Source organism: Gaetbulibacter sp. S0825, from assembly GCF_011777505.1.
Lineage (GTDB): Bacteria > Bacteroidota > Bacteroidia > Flavobacteriales > Flavobacteriaceae > Pontimicrobium.
On sequence record NZ_JAATJT010000001.1, the window covers coordinates 193,562 to 207,662 of the forward strand.

The following is a 14,101-nucleotide window of genomic DNA, read 5'->3' on the forward strand; positions in this document are numbered from 1 at the left end:
AAATTTAAGGATTATATAAGAAAAAGACTTGATGAAATTCCATCAATTAAAAATTTCCCTTTTTGGGTTGCTTGTAGCTTCTCGATACAATTGCTATCGCAATCACTCGAAGTGACAACAAGTAATTGTTGATTAATAAATTCTTTAGAGGCTGTTAGCAAATGCTCTTTAAAATCGAGTCCGAAATCTTTTTCGATTTTCTTTAATGAAACTCCCCAAATAGTACGCAAACCTGTCATAATATACTCATTAAACCTATCCTTTTTAGAGAGCATTTCCACAGTTGAAGGTAATTCGTTTTGCTGAATAGATTTAATATATTTTGTGTTATTTGACACATTCCAACTTCGTTGATTATTATTAAACGAATGGGCTGATGGGCCAATTCCTAAATAAGATTTCCCTTGCCAATAGCTTGTGTTGTGTTTAGAGAAATAATCAAGTTTTCCAAAATTAGAAATCTCGTATTGTACAAAGCCGTGTTTCTCGGTTTCTGTTATTAAATGATTAAAATGCTCTAGTGCCAATTCTTCATCAATTGGTGGATAAGTTCCTTTTTCAATGAAGCTGTCTAAGGCTGTTTTTGGCTCAACTGTTAAGGCATAACTAGAAATATGATTAACTCCAAAATTAAAAACTATCTGTAGATTTTGATTCCACTTATCTAAACTCATGTTTGGAATACCGTAAATTAAGTCAATGGTAATGTTATCGAAATGACGAGTCGCTTCCTTCAAACATTCTTTTGCTTCTGTTGCATTATGCGCACGATTCATGCTTTTTAAATCGTCTTCGAAAAAGGATTGAATGCCAATACTTAAACGGTTAATTGGACTTTTAGATAATTGGATTATTCGATCTTTAGATAAATCATCTGGATTAGCTTCTAATGTAATTTCTGGGTTTTCTACAACTTGATAGCTTTTATAAACAGCATCAATCAACAATTTTAATTCTTCATTCGATAATAATGAAGGTGTGCCTCCACCAAAATAAATGGTTTCAATAGATTGGTTTTGAAGTTCGCTTTTACGAATCTCCAATTCTTTTACAAGTGCTTGGAGTAATTCATCTTTCTTCTTTAATGACGTCGAAAAATGAAAATCGCAGTAGTAGCATGCTTGCTTACAAAATGGTATGTGGATGTAGATTCCTCCGATGATTTAAAATTTAAGGTTAAAAATGTGGATTCCTACCTTCGCAGGAATGACAATAAAGCTACTTTTTTATTCTTTTTTCATTGTTTTTTACAAAGCTTTCCCAGCCAGAATAACTTTTACCAACCGTTACTTTTCCCGAATTATAAAAATGACACACAGCAGCTGCTAAACCATCGGTTGCATCTAGGTTTTTTGGTAGTGTTTTTAATCCTAATGTGCTTTGCAGCATTTTTGCGACTTGTTCTTTACTTGCGTTACCATTTCCAGTAATGGCCATCTTAATTTTTTTTGGTAAATATTCGGTAATTGGAATTTGTCGTGATAATCCTGCTGCCATGGCAACACCTTGCGCTCTTCCTAATTTGAGCATACTTTGTACGTTCTTTCCAAAGAAAGGCGCTTCAATTGCTATCTCATCTGGATGATGTGTATCGATAAGTTCTATGGTACGTTCAAAAATGAGTTTTAGTTTTAAATAATGATCATCATATTTTTTCAAACTGAGTTCATTAAGTTGCATAAACTGCATTTTTTTACCAACCACTTTTATGAGCCCAAAACCCATAATGGTTGTTCCAGGGTCAATACCCAATATAATTCGTTCTTTATTATCCATTAATCACAATATCTACAACCACTTAAAGCTACTGAAAGTCCTACAGTCGCATACACTAAATCTCCGTTAAATGAGAAACCATCTGCAACCGCATCATATTTGTTTTTACTTGTAAAGCTTTTTGCATAAGCAACATCTACAAAAAGAGACAACTTACGCGATAAACTAAAGTAAACATCCAACCCTACTAATCCATTTAAATAGGTGTACGTGTTTTCAGAATCATTTAATAAGGGTTTTGTAAAGCTTATTCCTGGTCCAGCATGTGCTTGAATAGTCATTTCTTGTGGCAAGAAATTCAATAAATCATAAAAATCGTACACAATCTGTGCATTAACGCGTGTGTAATTAAGTTTAAAATCTAAAGACCCTACATCGCTTTTTGACCTATTATACCCAACATCAAGTTTTGCTCCCAATTTGTTAGGCTTAAACATATATCTAATCCCAAAGTTAATGGTTGGCAAGTTAATATCTTTAGCATAATAACCATCGTTTTCACCATTATCAATTGGGTTGTTTACACCTAATGCTAGTTGTAATCGGATTTTTTCAGTATCTCCTTGAGCAAAACTAAAGGACATCACACTAAATAGGAATAAACAAAGTAAAGGTCTTTTATATTTATTTTTTATAAAGGTCATTTACAATAATAGTTTTAATTTGTGACAAAATGATTAGCGGACTTCCATACAAAACTAAGCAATTCTTTTTTGTACTTATTAAGTTAAGTATAGTTGTTGGTGCTGCCTATTTTATTTATAATAAACTTACAAATAATGATGAATTAGATTTTTCCTCATTTCTTGATTTTTTATCCAAAAACAGTGTTTTTTCGCTTAAAAACATCATTTTTCTATTGTTTTTAACCTTTTTTAATTGGTTTTTTGAAATTATAAAATGGCAAAATCTAGTGAATTCTATCTCTAAAATTTCTTTTTTTGAAGCGCAAAAACAAAGTTTAGCTTCGCATACAGCGTCTTTATTTACTCCTAATAGAATTGGAGATTACGCCGCTAAAACTATCTATTTTGGTGGACACCTAAGAAAAAAAGTAGTCCTCTTAAATTTAATTGGGAATATGTCTCAAATGCTTATGACACTTTTGTTCGGAATCGTTGGTGTTTTTATGATTACTTCTCAATATGAGGTCGATATTTCTTATTACAAATTAGTGCGATTACTCACTTACACTTTAATAGGTATTGTTGCTATTGGTTTTGGTGTGTCATATAAGCGATTTCAAATTAAAGGGTTTTCATTTTCAAAAATATGGGCTTTTGTTAAAGGGTTGCCTGCAAAAATGCATATTAAAAATATAATGTTATCACTCCTTCGATATGTAATTTTTTCATTTCAATTTTATTATTTGTTTGTGTTGTTTGGAATAGACATCGCATATATAGATGCTATGGTTTTAATAAGCACCATGTATGTAGTGGTTTCCATAATACCAACCATATTTATTTTTGATGTTGTCGTTAAGGGAAGTGTTGCTTTGTACGTCTTTGGTTTTGCCGACATCAATAATATTACCATTTTGAGCGTTACTACATTAATGTGGCTATTAAATTTTGTGCTTCCAAGTATTTTTGGAAGTTACTATGTGCTTAATTTTAATTTGCCAACAGCTTCTAACTTTGATGACTAAATGATTTTTATCATTATAATTACAACCATTTTATATGCCCTATTAATAGGCTTTTTTGTTATTGGATTTAACAGAGTCAAAACTTTCGAGGAGACATTTTTAAGGAATCAAACACGTTTTACTATTATTGTTCCTTTTAGAAATGAAGAAGAAAATCTGCCAGATTTAATCAAGTCGCTAGAGAATTTAAACTACTCCAAGAATCATTTTGAAGTGATTTTTGTGGATGATGATTCTACTGATAATTCGGTAGAATTATGCTCACGATTGTTGAGTTATTCGCAATTAGATTTTAAAATCATTAAAAACAAACGCAAATCTAATTCACCAAAAAAAGATGCTATTACTACAGCTATTAATAAAGCTAAATACTACTGGATTTCAACCACAGATGCCGATTGTGAAGTTCCAAACAGATGGCTTGAAACATGCAATTCCTTTATAAACAGTGAGGATGTTGCTATGATTGTTGCTCCAGTAACATACACATCGACAGAGACTTTTTTCAAGCAATTTCAAACCTTGGATATTTTAAGTCTTCAGGCGGCTACCATTGCTGGTTTTGGGCTTTCAGTGCCTTTTTTATGTAATGGTGCCAATTTTTTGTATCGAAAAGATCTATTTGAAGAACTTAATGGCTTTGATAATAATAACGATATTGCTAGTGGCGATGATATTTTCTTGCTTGAAAAAGCGGTGAAAAAATATCCTAGATTAGTAAAGTACCTAAAATCTGAAAACGCCATTGTACAATCTAAAGCTGAAAATTCTTTGTCTAATCTTATTCAACAGCGTATTCGTTGGGCAGCCAAAACAAGCAATTACAAAAACACTTTTGGAAAATTTGTTGGTTCATTAGTTTTATTAATGAATGCTTTAATTGTCATTACCCTCTTTTTAAGTGTCTTTGGATTATTTAACTGGGTTTATTTTGTTGGGTTTTTAATACTCAAATTATCTGTTGACTATGTGCTAATAGCTAAATCAGCAAAGTTCTTTAGCCAAACTAGTCTTTTAAGTAGTTATTTTTTTAGTGGTCTACTATATCCATTTTTTTCTGTATTTATTGCTTTTAAAGCGATGTTCTCAAAATATAAATGGAAAGGCAGAAGTTTTAAAAAATAAGTATCTTTCCAATCGATATGCAAAAACTATCCAACTACAAAACATCTAATCCTGCATTCTCAAATTATTTCTGGGAAAACAGCCCTGATACTTCAAAAACCATGAGTGTTCGTGGCATTATTGTTAAATCAATGGTTTGTATTTTAATTATTTCTATAATAACAGCTTTTGTTTGGAAATTATACGACAATGGCACTAATGTTAGGTGGTTTACAATTGGTGGTATGTTGGCTGCCATAGTCATAAGTATCGTTATTTCGGTTAGGCAGCATTGGGCAAATTTTTTAGTGCCTTTATATGCCGTTGCAAAAGGCTGTTTTTTAGGTGGCTTTAGTGCTTTTATTAAAGCTAAATTTCCTGAATTACCATTTCAAGCCATTGGCGTCACTATTGTTACTTTTTTTACCATTTTAGTGTTATACCAAACACGAATTATTATAGTTACCAAAAAGCTTAGAAGTGTTATTGTAACTGCTGCTTTTTCGATTATGATTGTTTATTTGATATCTTTTGTATTGAGCTTATTTGGCATTAAAACATTTATTTGGGGAACTTCTTGGGTAGCGATAGTGTTTAATATTATTGCTGCTATTGTTGCTACATTTACATTGCTATTGGACTTTGATTATATTGAAAAACATAAGAACAAAGCCGACAAATACAAAGAGTGGATTGCAACTTGGGGGTTATTGGTGTCGCTGGTTTGGTTATACACAGAAATTTTAAGACTCATGCGAACTTTCGCTATTAAGTTCTAATTACTCTACCTTAATTATTATTGGAATTTTAAACTCCGATTTAACCTGTTGTCCTCGTTTTATTGCTGGAGAAATTTGCGGCAAATTATTTAGACTTTCGGTTAAAAATGTGTTTATTTCTGGGATTTGAGAAGTGATTTTTGGATTATTTTTAATATTTAAAACGCTTAAGTTTCCTTTCTCAGAAATAACAAAAGACATCTCTATAGTATCATTTAAATCTTCTGTAACTACAATTTTTCTTAATGCTAATTGCGAAGTGATATGGTTGGCAAGTATCGTTTGAAAACATTGTTTACGAAGCGCCTTGGTGTCTGATGAACTACAATCATCAAACGAAGGATATTCATCTACCTCGTTCCAGTTAAATGTTTCAAGCTCTTCTTTAACAATGTCTTTAGAATTCACTTTTTTCTTGTCGAAATAATCGCAAGATGACAAGCAAACAATAAGAATTAAAAACTTTAGATACTTCATTGTTAGAAACTGAAGTGGAAAAGTACGATTTTTTTAAAATTAATCGGTCTTCATAAATTTCTCTTTTTTCAATTCGTCTATTTTATGGTTGACAAGCGTCTTGAATTTACTCTGCGGAAATCTGCTATTAAAGTTCTCAAATAGTTTAATGCGAGCATCAATATCTTCATAATATTGGTCTTTAACATAAATTGACAAAAAGTGTGCTCGCTCATTTTTTGGATTTTCATCAATCGCTTTTTTATAAGCGTCTATCGATTCTTTATATTTTTTTTGCCGACTGTAAACACCTGCTAGTTTAATGTATTCTTCATCTAAAGCTATGTCTTGTAAAATCAAAGATTGCAGCATGTATTTCTCGGCATTTTTAAAATCTTCGATACGTTGATGTAATTCGCCTTGAATAAACAGATTCTCTGTATTCTGCGAATCGAATTCTAAAACTATTTTACCGTGTTCTATGGCCTTCTCAAACTCATATTGTAACATATAACAATTACGTAATTTCTCATGTATAAACAGTAATGACTCATTAAGTGCTACTAGTTTTTCAAACCATGTAGCAGCATTTTTATAGTCTTGCTGCCTGTAAAAATTTTGAGCTTTTAAGCTAATGAGTTCCTTATTATTGGCATACGAGTTTAAACCAATATCTATGTATCTATCAACCACTTGATGGTTTCGTTTTGTTAAATGATGTTTCGCAATTTGAAAAATGGCTTTTTGATGTGTGCTATCTAAATCAAACGCTGTTTTAAATCTGTTTTGGTCTGTTGAATCTCCCAATTTTTGTAATATCAAACCGCTTTCATAGTGATAATTTGGATTTCTATAATCAATATCGATAAGCTTATAAAACACCTTTAAAGCTTCTTTGTGTTTTTTAACTCTGGTTAATAGTTTAGCATAATCAAACAAGGTTAAAGCATCCTTTGGATTATCCTTCAGGCTATTTTCATAATTAATTAAAGCCTCATCATAATTCCCTAAAGCTATATATGCCTTGGCCATTTTGTTGTAAACCTCATCTTGATTTTCATAGCTTTTATATGCTTCAATCGCTTTGGTGTAATTACCACGCAAATACAAACTATCAGCTAGATGCAATGTGGATGTTTGCGCATTTATTGTTGCAAAGCAAATTAAAATCAATATTTTGAATAGAAATTTCATATTATTTATACCTTAAAAATAAACAACGAAAAGCCAAAGTTTACACTAAGGCTTTTCAATTTACACCAATAATTTTCAAATAAACTTATAACCAACTAATTTTTCTTTTCTCCTAACTCATACATTATTGGTAAAGAATAAGGTACAATTACCGTAACTCCTTTGTGTTTTCCGGGAGTCATTTTTGGCAATGCTTTTAATACTCTTATGGCTTCTTTTTCTAATTCTGGATGTTTGGCCCTAACTCTAATAGATTCAATATATCCTGTTTTGTCTATCTTAAACATAGCCAATATTTTTTGTCTTGGTTCTATCTCGGAGTCTATATTTTTTTGTAAATTTTTGCCAAATTCTTTAGAGATGAAATTAGCTAAACTGTTTTTAAAGCATTCTTTTAGTTTATCGCTAGAAGAGGTCACATCACAACCTGGATAAATTGGTGATTCATCGAGAGCTACTAAAGGTACTTCCTTAGAGTCTTGTTTTTCTACATCCTTTTTAGAATTTGAGTTTTCCGTTGTCAAATAACTAATAATCGCATTAGGGCTCTCTTTTACTTCAAAAACAATAGGCAACGAAAAAGGCACTACCACTCTTTTACCTTTTTGTTTTCCAGGAATCATTTTTGGGAGGCTTTTAATCACTCTTATGGCTTCTTCTTCTAATTTTGGGTGTGGAGCTCTCGCTTTTATATTAACAATTCTACCTTTTTCATCTATTTTAAACATAGTTATAATTGTTTGTCTTCCTAACAAGCCTAAATCTCCAGCTAAATTTGTATTAAAGTTTTTAACCACATGCTTTTGAACAGCTTGAGACGTACACTTTCTTTGCTCTTCTGCAGAATTGAGCATTTTACATTCTTTAGACATAGGTGGTTGTTCTATATGTGAGTAAGGGACTTCAATATCTTGATTTTTATTAGGAACTTCTTCATGTTTGATTTTGTTGTTAGAAGGTTTATCATCTGTTTTGTCGGCTACTTGAAAAATAATTGGTAAGGAATAAGGTACCACTACTGTTTTACCTTTTTGTTTTCCTGGAATCATTTTTGGCAGGCTTTTAATGACTCTTTTGGTTTCTTCTTCTAGTTTAGGATGTGGAGCTCTCACCATAACATCTACAATATTTCCTTCCTTGTTTATTTTAAACATGGCTCTAATGGTTTGTCTTCCTACTAAGCCTAAATCATTAGCAAGCTTGGTATTAAAATTTTTCTGAACATGTTTTGATATAGCGTCAGACGTACATTTTCTTTGGCCTTCTTCTGGTAGCGTTTCACAATCTTCAAACATTGGTGGTTGCTCTATTGAAGCGTAAGGGACTTCTACCTCATTTAGCATTCTTAATTCACCTTCTTTTTGTTTATCACTTTCTGGACTTGAAAAAGTTGCTGTAAAATATTCAGATGCTATAACTAACTTTTCATAAAAGTCATTGTTTTTGAGTAATTCCATCTTTTCGTCATGTTCTTTTCTTTCTTCATCTGTTAAATTACTATAATCATCAATTACCATCCTAATTGTATTTGGTGTGGCTCTTTCTTCCCATTCTTTTTTTGCTTTTTCTGTTTTTTTATATGCTAAAAAAGCATCAAAGTCACCCTTAATTATTCCAAAACCATTATGAATTTTCTCTGCCAATCCATCTACAGCATCTAATGGCAATCTTCTAGGGTCTTCATCAATAAATTTCTGAAACGCCATGAACTTATAATATTCTTCTTTTGTATATATGTACTTATTATAATTTGGTAAGCACTCATCAGCTATTTTCTTCAGTGAAACGCCTTCTTTTTCTTTTTGTACTAGCTCTTTATAAAACTTTTCTTTTAGGTTTTCACTAGATACTTCTTGCAAGTTTGTATTTGAAACCGAAGTTGTTTGTGCATTTGTTGTAAACACCAACATGACAAATACTACTGGAATCAACAAAGCATATTTAAACTTTACTATTTGTTTTGATTTTGATTTTGATAACATCATGATTCGTTTTTTAATTAATGATTTCTTAAAAAATGCATTTATAAAAGATACATTTTGCGTGTCGAAAACCTGTGTTAATAAATTTTGATAATAGTCCGACTTATTTTGAGTCTTTAACGCCTCTTGGTCGGCAATAAATTCGTGTAGTGAGCGTATTCGAGCTTGATACATATACACTAATGGATTAAACCAAAATACAATACGTTGTATCTCGAAAAACAAAAGGTCTAACGTATGTTTTTGAGTAACATGTACTAACTCGTGCTTTATGATGACTTTTTGTTCTTCTTCTTTCAGGTTAGCACCTAAAAACACATAATGGAAAAATGAAAATGCCGATGTACTGTTTATTAATTTTACTAATAACACATTGCCTTTCCATTGCTTAGGATTTTTATAAATAAGTAGAAAAATATGGATGATTTTAAAAAGGAACAACAGGCTAGCAAGTACAACTCCTACGTAAAATAATGTTTCGAGATTCCAAGAAAATGCTTGTTTTGTTATTTCAACTTCAGGTAGTATTACTGCTGTTTTACTTACTGTCTGGTTTCCTATAAATACTTCTGGTAAGCTTACAATATAATCTTTAGGTACTATTTCTTTAAAAGCTGAAACTTTAACAAATGGAAGTATTAAGGATAATAATGATGTGCCAATTAAGTAAAACCTGTTCCAATTAAAAAACGTTTCCTTTTTTAAGAATACATCGTACACTAATAAAAAGAATATTTGAAAAGCCACAATTTGAATAATATACTGCATCATAACTATTCCTTTTTATTGATTTCCTTTAACACCGATTCGAGCTCGTTTAAATTGATATCATTCTTTTTTACAAAGAAAGATACCATGCTCTTAAAAGACCCTTGAAAGTAATTATCTACCAATTTATTAAGTGATTGGTTGCTATAATCTTGCTGTTGCACAAGAGGAAAGTATATATGTCCTTTGCCTTTCTTCTCATAATCCACAAAGCCTTTACTTTCAAGAATTCTAACAATTGTTGATACTGTGTTGTAAGCTGGCTTAGGTTCTGGAAGCACATCTATAATGGCTTTTACATTGGCCTTTTTTAATTGCCATAGCACTTGCATAATGTCTTCTTCGGCTTTTGTTAATTGCTTCATTTGTAACTAAGTTTTTAGTTGAATAATAAACAAATATAACTAAATATTTAGTTTGAACTAATTTTTTAGTTAAAAAATGTAACAATTAGGGTGTATCTTCGTCATACATTCAGTATTAATGACATAGATAATTAATGGATATATTATTAGTTTTTGTAGCTGCTCTATTTATGCTATTAGGCATTATAGGTAGTTTTTTACCCATATTACCAGGGCCTTTAACCAGTTGGTTTGGGCTTTTAATTTTACACCTCACAGATGCCATACCTATGAATTGGACGTTTCTTGGGATATGGCTAGCAGTTGCTATTATAATTTGGTTACTCGATTATTTTATTCCTGCCATGGGAACCAAAAGGTTTGGAGGTAGTAGGTATGGTATGATTGGTACTACCATTGGGCTTCTAGTTGGGTTGTTTTCACCTATTCCATTTGGAATTATTATTGGTGCTTTTGTAGGTGCTTTAATTGGAGAACTCATCAATAAGAATGATAAAGACGTTGCATTAAAAGCTGCTTTTGGGTCTTTTCTTGGGTTTTTAACCTCTACTTTTCTAAAATTTATTTTTGCAGTGATTTATTTAGGACTCTTCTTTATGAAAGTCTGGGAATACAAAAGTGACTTGTTTTAAAACAAAAACCTTATGACCAACAGAGTTAGTCATAAGGCGTGTCAATTGCTATTAATTCAACAAATAAATTAGAGGGATAATTTTAATTCTTCGTTGTCTTTTCAAATATAAGTAAGAGTACAAAAAATTTGTTGCGGTTTTACCGTAGACTTACTACGGTAAAACCGTAATATTCAACAATGACTAGTGTTTAAGGAAAAAAAATTTACGCAGCAAAAGTAAATTTTAACATTTAAGTGCGAATAGGTTTACGCACTTATTACAAAAAGCCTTTTTGTCTTGCTTCTTTTAATAGAGTTTCGTCTTTACCATCTTCAACGTCAAACAATAATTTTAAGTGTTTTTTACGTTTTTCAATGGCGCTCATAGATAAATCTATATGCTCTTTAAGAGATTTTGTTTTTATTCCTTGAGATAATAAATGAAGGATTTTTCTATTTGTTTCATCTAAATAGATGTCACTTGTTATAGCTGTGTTTAAAAAAGTATTGACCGTACTACTATAATATGGAGGACTAGATAATATATGTTGAAATGCTTCTGCTAATTCGCTAGACGTTAAATCGCTTTTAATTAGTAAACCTTCTGGATTTATACCTTTAATGATGTTTAAAATTCTGAAAGACTCATTAAACATAGTGAGTATAATCACTTTCGCATCTGGTAAATAGACTCTAGCTATTTTGGCTAAATCTTCTCCAGATGTAATTAAACCATCTTTTGAAGCTGGTAAGCTTATATCAAAAAAGCATATATCATAAGGTTCGTTTTTTGCTGCCTTTAATATTAGCTCATTTGCTATATCGCAATCGTGCGCAATATCTATATCTAAATGCTGATGCGGTTTTTTTGTAGCAACCAAAGTCATTTGGTAGCCTTCAATAATCATTGGGTGATCATCGACCATTAGTATTTTTAAATGTTGCTCCATAATAGCTATTTGACTGGAATAAATATTTTAATAGTTGTCCCACTATCAATTTTAGAAAATATTTCGGCTTTCCCTTCTATTTCTTTAACTCTAGAGTCAATATTTTTTAAGCCTATTCCTTTTCTGGCCTTATTGACGTTAAAGCCGGAACCATTGTCTTCAATGGCACATAAAATTACGTTATTTTTTAGTTGGAAACTAATTTTTACAAGGCTTGCATTAGCATGTTTGTAAATATTTTGCATCGTTTCCTGTAACATTCTGTATATGTGAATTTTAGTTTTGTTCGGCATTTCCTCCCAATCTATGGTATCATCATTAGAGAACTCAAACTCTAAATTATAGGCTGTGGTTTGGGTTTCTATTAATGCTTTTATGATGTCTATAAAACTTGAATCTGATACAAAATCGGAATTTAAATCATGAGATATTTTTCTAATTTCGGTTTCTATAGTCTTTAGTTGGTCTATATAATGGCTTCTATTTTTAGCAGCTTCTTCTGTTTGCACTAAGTTTAGGCTGTCTAGACTTAATCTGGTACCAAAAAGCTTACCTAAAATACCGTCGTGTAACTCTTCGGAAATTCGTTTTTTCTCATGGGTTCTCCCTTCTTCAATTTTGTCTTGTTGCGCTAACATTAAATTATAAATCTCTTCGTTTGCTTCTTGCTGTTTTTGAATAAACTGTAATTTTCTATTTCTCGCTCTTTGGGTAATAATTATGTAAATAAACACTATACTAAAAAGCAGTGCTATGGTTACTATTGTTAAAATCAATGTCTGTCTTGAAAGCTGTTCATTATCTTCTTCTAACTGGTCAGTTTCATATTCTATTCGAGCAAATTTATCTCTAATTGCTCTTTCATTCTTAAGAAGACTATCATTAAGCTTTATATGCTCATACAAATATTCTTTTCCTTTTTCCCCTTCTTCCGTGAAAGAAAGTATTTTTAAAGATCTTAATATCTCTTCTGTTAGGTTTATTTCTCTAGCGGCATTCAGGGTTTTTTTTGTGTAAAATTCAGCTAAATCTGTATTGTTATTATCTAAATAAAATTCAGCTATGTCATTACCTATATGCAAAAGGCCATATGGATCATCTAAGCTATCTGTTACCTTAAATGCTTCTAAGAAAATCCTCTCAACCTCTTTTTTATTATCTGGCTGTAATTTTATTTTTGCCAAAGCTTCATTGCCCTTTGCCATAACATACAGGCTAGGGTCTAATTCAATAAATTCTTTATTCTGAGAAATTTCAATAAAAATCTTGAGTGCTTCATTATACTTTCCAATCTGTAACAAAGAGTAACCAATATTATTTTTGCTATTAGTTAAATACCATAAATTGTCCTCTATATCTTCCCCAACTTTAAGAGCTTGTGTTTGATAATCAATAGCTTGATCATAATTTTCTAATCTAACAGATATCACAGCTAGTAAATTCAATAAATCATACGTATAAATTAAGCCTCTTTCGGAAGTTGGTAATGATCTAATTAATTTAAGCCCTTCAATAGCATTTTTCTCACTACCAATATAATCTCTCTCAGTTTCTTGAATATTTGCCATATTAAATAAGGTTTCTCCCTTATTTCTGACATCACCTATTCTGTCAAATATTTTTACTGCGTTATAATAATAATAATATGCGCTATCATTCTTTATCTGAGTTAAATGGTACCAGCCTAAATTTTGATAAGTAAGTGCAATATAAGTTGTATCCTTTAGTTTTTTTGCTAATTCCAGATTAGATTTATTTATTTCACCAAATGGAATATTCATGTCAAAATTTAAATACAAGCCAGTCAAATTCCAATTACTTTTTAGAAGGGTTGAATCGATAGATAATTTTTTGGAGTGCTCGACTGCTAAACTTGCTAATCTAATTCTTTCATCAGAACTGAGTTCAACGTTATTTGATAGTTTTCTTAACTTAATGATACTATCAAGTTGAACTTGTTGCTCAATAGACTGAGCTGTGAGAAATAAAACACTAAAAAAAGATAGTAATACAAAAATATTTTTTTTCAAACCTTATAAATTGTTGTCATTCAAATTTAAGTTAAAAAACAATAACTTATACTTAATCTAAAAGTCGCAATTATAATAATAAAAAAAGCCCATAGTAATTTATTCTATGGGCTTTTATAATTTTATTGTTTTTATTTTTACAAAACTTCTTGACCAGGCTTATTTCCTTTCTTTTTTCCAACAGAAGCAATAAATTTCGAATCTTTTTTCAACTCTTTATAGTTTTGAACTTGAGATTTAGAGAAATCTAACTCTGTTTTCGTGTCTTCACTTGTTCCAGAAATAGTTAAGCAAAATACTGCTGCTATCAATAATGTAATTTTTAGGGGCTTCATAGTTATTGTTGTTTAGGGTTTATAAATCGTCTATTTTATTAATATTATTTAAAAATTAAATACAAAATCTATCTGTAATTAAAACTACAGAGAGGGAT

At 30.9% G+C, this 14,101-nt stretch carries 14 protein-coding genes; 4 read left to right on the plus strand and 10 right to left on the minus strand.

What is annotated here, in order from left to right; genetic code table 11:
* Positions 1 to 11: 11 nt before the first annotated feature.
* Genes hemW through HB672_RS00890 form a run of 3 tightly spaced genes read right to left on the minus strand, consistent with a single transcriptional unit; the run spans position 12 to position 2,420 of the window.
* Positions 12 to 1,160, minus strand: a complete 1,149-nt coding sequence (gene hemW, locus HB672_RS00880; RefSeq protein WP_167610158.1) for a radical SAM family heme chaperone HemW — start codon at positions 1,158 to 1,160, stop codon at positions 12 to 14.
* 58 nt (positions 1,161 to 1,218) lie between these two features.
* The gene (gene ruvC / locus HB672_RS00885; protein WP_167606237.1) at positions 1,219 to 1,776 is read right to left on the minus strand and encodes a crossover junction endodeoxyribonuclease RuvC; all 558 of its coding nucleotides are present in this window, start codon (positions 1,774 to 1,776) and stop codon (positions 1,219 to 1,221) included.
* Entirely contained in the window at positions 1,776 to 2,420 is a 645-nt protein-coding gene (locus tag HB672_RS00890) for an outer membrane beta-barrel protein (RefSeq protein WP_167606239.1), read from the minus strand. The genes ruvC and HB672_RS00890 overlap by 1 nt, the downstream gene beginning before the upstream one ends.
* A 29-nt stretch (positions 2,421 to 2,449) precedes the next feature.
* Between HB672_RS00890 and HB672_RS00895 the strand changes: the two genes are divergently transcribed.
* The 3 genes from HB672_RS00895 to HB672_RS00905 are packed head-to-tail and all read left to right on the plus strand — an operon-like array spanning position 2,450 to position 5,310.
* Positions 2,450 to 3,427: a lysylphosphatidylglycerol synthase domain-containing protein gene (locus tag HB672_RS00895; protein WP_167606242.1), complete on the plus strand. Its 978-nt coding sequence runs from the start codon at positions 2,450 to 2,452 to the stop codon at positions 3,425 to 3,427.
* The gene (locus HB672_RS00900; RefSeq protein WP_167606244.1) at positions 3,428 to 4,552 is read left to right on the plus strand and encodes a glycosyltransferase; all 1,125 of its coding nucleotides are present in this window, start codon (positions 3,428 to 3,430) and stop codon (positions 4,550 to 4,552) included.
* A gap of 17 nt (positions 4,553 to 4,569) precedes the next feature.
* The gene (locus tag HB672_RS00905) at positions 4,570 to 5,310 is read left to right on the plus strand and encodes a Bax inhibitor-1/YccA family protein (protein WP_167606247.1); all 741 of its coding nucleotides are present in this window, start codon (positions 4,570 to 4,572) and stop codon (positions 5,308 to 5,310) included.
* Here the strand turns inward: HB672_RS00905 and HB672_RS00910 are convergent, their stop codons facing one another.
* The 4 genes from HB672_RS00910 to HB672_RS00925 all read right to left on the minus strand — a co-directional run bounded on the left by HB672_RS00910 (position 5,311) and on the right by HB672_RS00925 (position 10,075).
* Entirely contained in the window at positions 5,311 to 5,787 is a 477-nt protein-coding gene (locus HB672_RS00910; RefSeq protein WP_167606250.1) for a hypothetical protein, read from the minus strand. It abuts the gene before it with no gap.
* Positions 5,788 to 5,826: 39 nt separating this feature from the next.
* Positions 5,827 to 6,960: a tetratricopeptide repeat protein gene (locus HB672_RS00915; RefSeq protein WP_167606254.1), complete on the minus strand. Its 1,134-nt coding sequence runs from the start codon at positions 6,958 to 6,960 to the stop codon at positions 5,827 to 5,829.
* Positions 6,961 to 7,055: 95 nt separating this feature from the next.
* Positions 7,056 to 9,713: a M56 family metallopeptidase gene (locus HB672_RS00920; protein ID WP_167606257.1), complete on the minus strand. Its 2,658-nt coding sequence runs from the start codon at positions 9,711 to 9,713 to the stop codon at positions 7,056 to 7,058.
* Between the two features lie 2 nt (positions 9,714 to 9,715).
* Positions 9,716 to 10,075 (minus strand): BlaI/MecI/CopY family transcriptional regulator, encoded by a 360-nt coding sequence (locus HB672_RS00925; RefSeq protein WP_167606260.1) that lies wholly within the window; start codon positions 10,073 to 10,075, stop codon positions 9,716 to 9,718.
* A 134-nt stretch (positions 10,076 to 10,209) separates the two neighbouring features.
* Between HB672_RS00925 and HB672_RS00930 the strand changes: the two genes are divergently transcribed.
* A complete protein-coding gene (locus tag HB672_RS00930; RefSeq protein WP_167606264.1) occupies positions 10,210 to 10,707 on the plus strand; it encodes a DUF456 domain-containing protein in 498 nt (165 codons plus the stop codon).
* Positions 10,708 to 10,966: 259 nt separating this feature from the next.
* On the opposite strand, the gene HB672_RS00935 is transcribed toward HB672_RS00930, so the two are convergent.
* The 3 genes from HB672_RS00935 to HB672_RS00945 form a co-directional block, all read right to left on the minus strand.
* The gene (locus tag HB672_RS00935) at positions 10,967 to 11,638 is read right to left on the minus strand and encodes a response regulator transcription factor (protein WP_167606267.1); all 672 of its coding nucleotides are present in this window, start codon (positions 11,636 to 11,638) and stop codon (positions 10,967 to 10,969) included.
* A 5-nt stretch (positions 11,639 to 11,643) separates the two neighbouring features.
* Positions 11,644 to 13,668, minus strand: a complete 2,025-nt coding sequence (locus tag HB672_RS00940; protein WP_208864162.1) for a tetratricopeptide repeat-containing sensor histidine kinase — start codon at positions 13,666 to 13,668, stop codon at positions 11,644 to 11,646.
* A gap of 137 nt (positions 13,669 to 13,805) precedes the next feature.
* Positions 13,806 to 14,003: a hypothetical protein gene (locus HB672_RS00945; protein WP_167606270.1), complete on the minus strand. Its 198-nt coding sequence runs from the start codon at positions 14,001 to 14,003 to the stop codon at positions 13,806 to 13,808.
* Between the last annotated feature and the right edge of the window lie 98 nt (positions 14,004 to 14,101).

Excerpts from the sequence above, each read along its gene's own strand:
- HB672_RS00925 (WP_167606260.1), bottom strand. The coding sequence starts at position 10,075 with ATGAAGCAATTAACAAAAGCCGAAGAAGACATTATGCAAGTGCTATGG.
- HB672_RS00895 (WP_167606242.1), top strand. The coding sequence starts at position 2,450 with ATGATTAGCGGACTTCCATACAAAACTAAGCAATTCTTTTTTGTACTT.
- HB672_RS00905 (WP_167606247.1), top strand. The coding sequence starts at position 4,570 with ATGCAAAAACTATCCAACTACAAAACATCTAATCCTGCATTCTCAAAT.
- HB672_RS00900 (WP_167606244.1), top strand. The coding sequence starts at position 3,428 with ATGATTTTTATCATTATAATTACAACCATTTTATATGCCCTATTAATA.
- HB672_RS00910 (WP_167606250.1), bottom strand. The coding sequence starts at position 5,787 with ATGAAGTATCTAAAGTTTTTAATTCTTATTGTTTGCTTGTCATCTTGC.
- HB672_RS00890 (WP_167606239.1), bottom strand. The coding sequence starts at position 2,420 with ATGACCTTTATAAAAAATAAATATAAAAGACCTTTACTTTGTTTATTC.
- ruvC (WP_167606237.1), bottom strand. The coding sequence starts at position 1,776 with ATGGATAATAAAGAACGAATTATATTGGGTATTGACCCTGGAACAACC.
- HB672_RS00930 (WP_167606264.1), top strand. The coding sequence starts at position 10,210 with ATGGATATATTATTAGTTTTTGTAGCTGCTCTATTTATGCTATTAGGC.
- HB672_RS00920 (WP_167606257.1), bottom strand. The coding sequence starts at position 9,713 with ATGATGCAGTATATTATTCAAATTGTGGCTTTTCAAATATTCTTTTTA.
- HB672_RS00945 (WP_167606270.1), bottom strand. The coding sequence starts at position 14,003 with ATGAAGCCCCTAAAAATTACATTATTGATAGCAGCAGTATTTTGCTTA.
- HB672_RS00935 (WP_167606267.1), bottom strand. The coding sequence starts at position 11,638 with ATGGAGCAACATTTAAAAATACTAATGGTCGATGATCACCCAATGATT.
- HB672_RS00915 (WP_167606254.1), bottom strand. The coding sequence starts at position 6,960 with ATGAAATTTCTATTCAAAATATTGATTTTAATTTGCTTTGCAACAATA.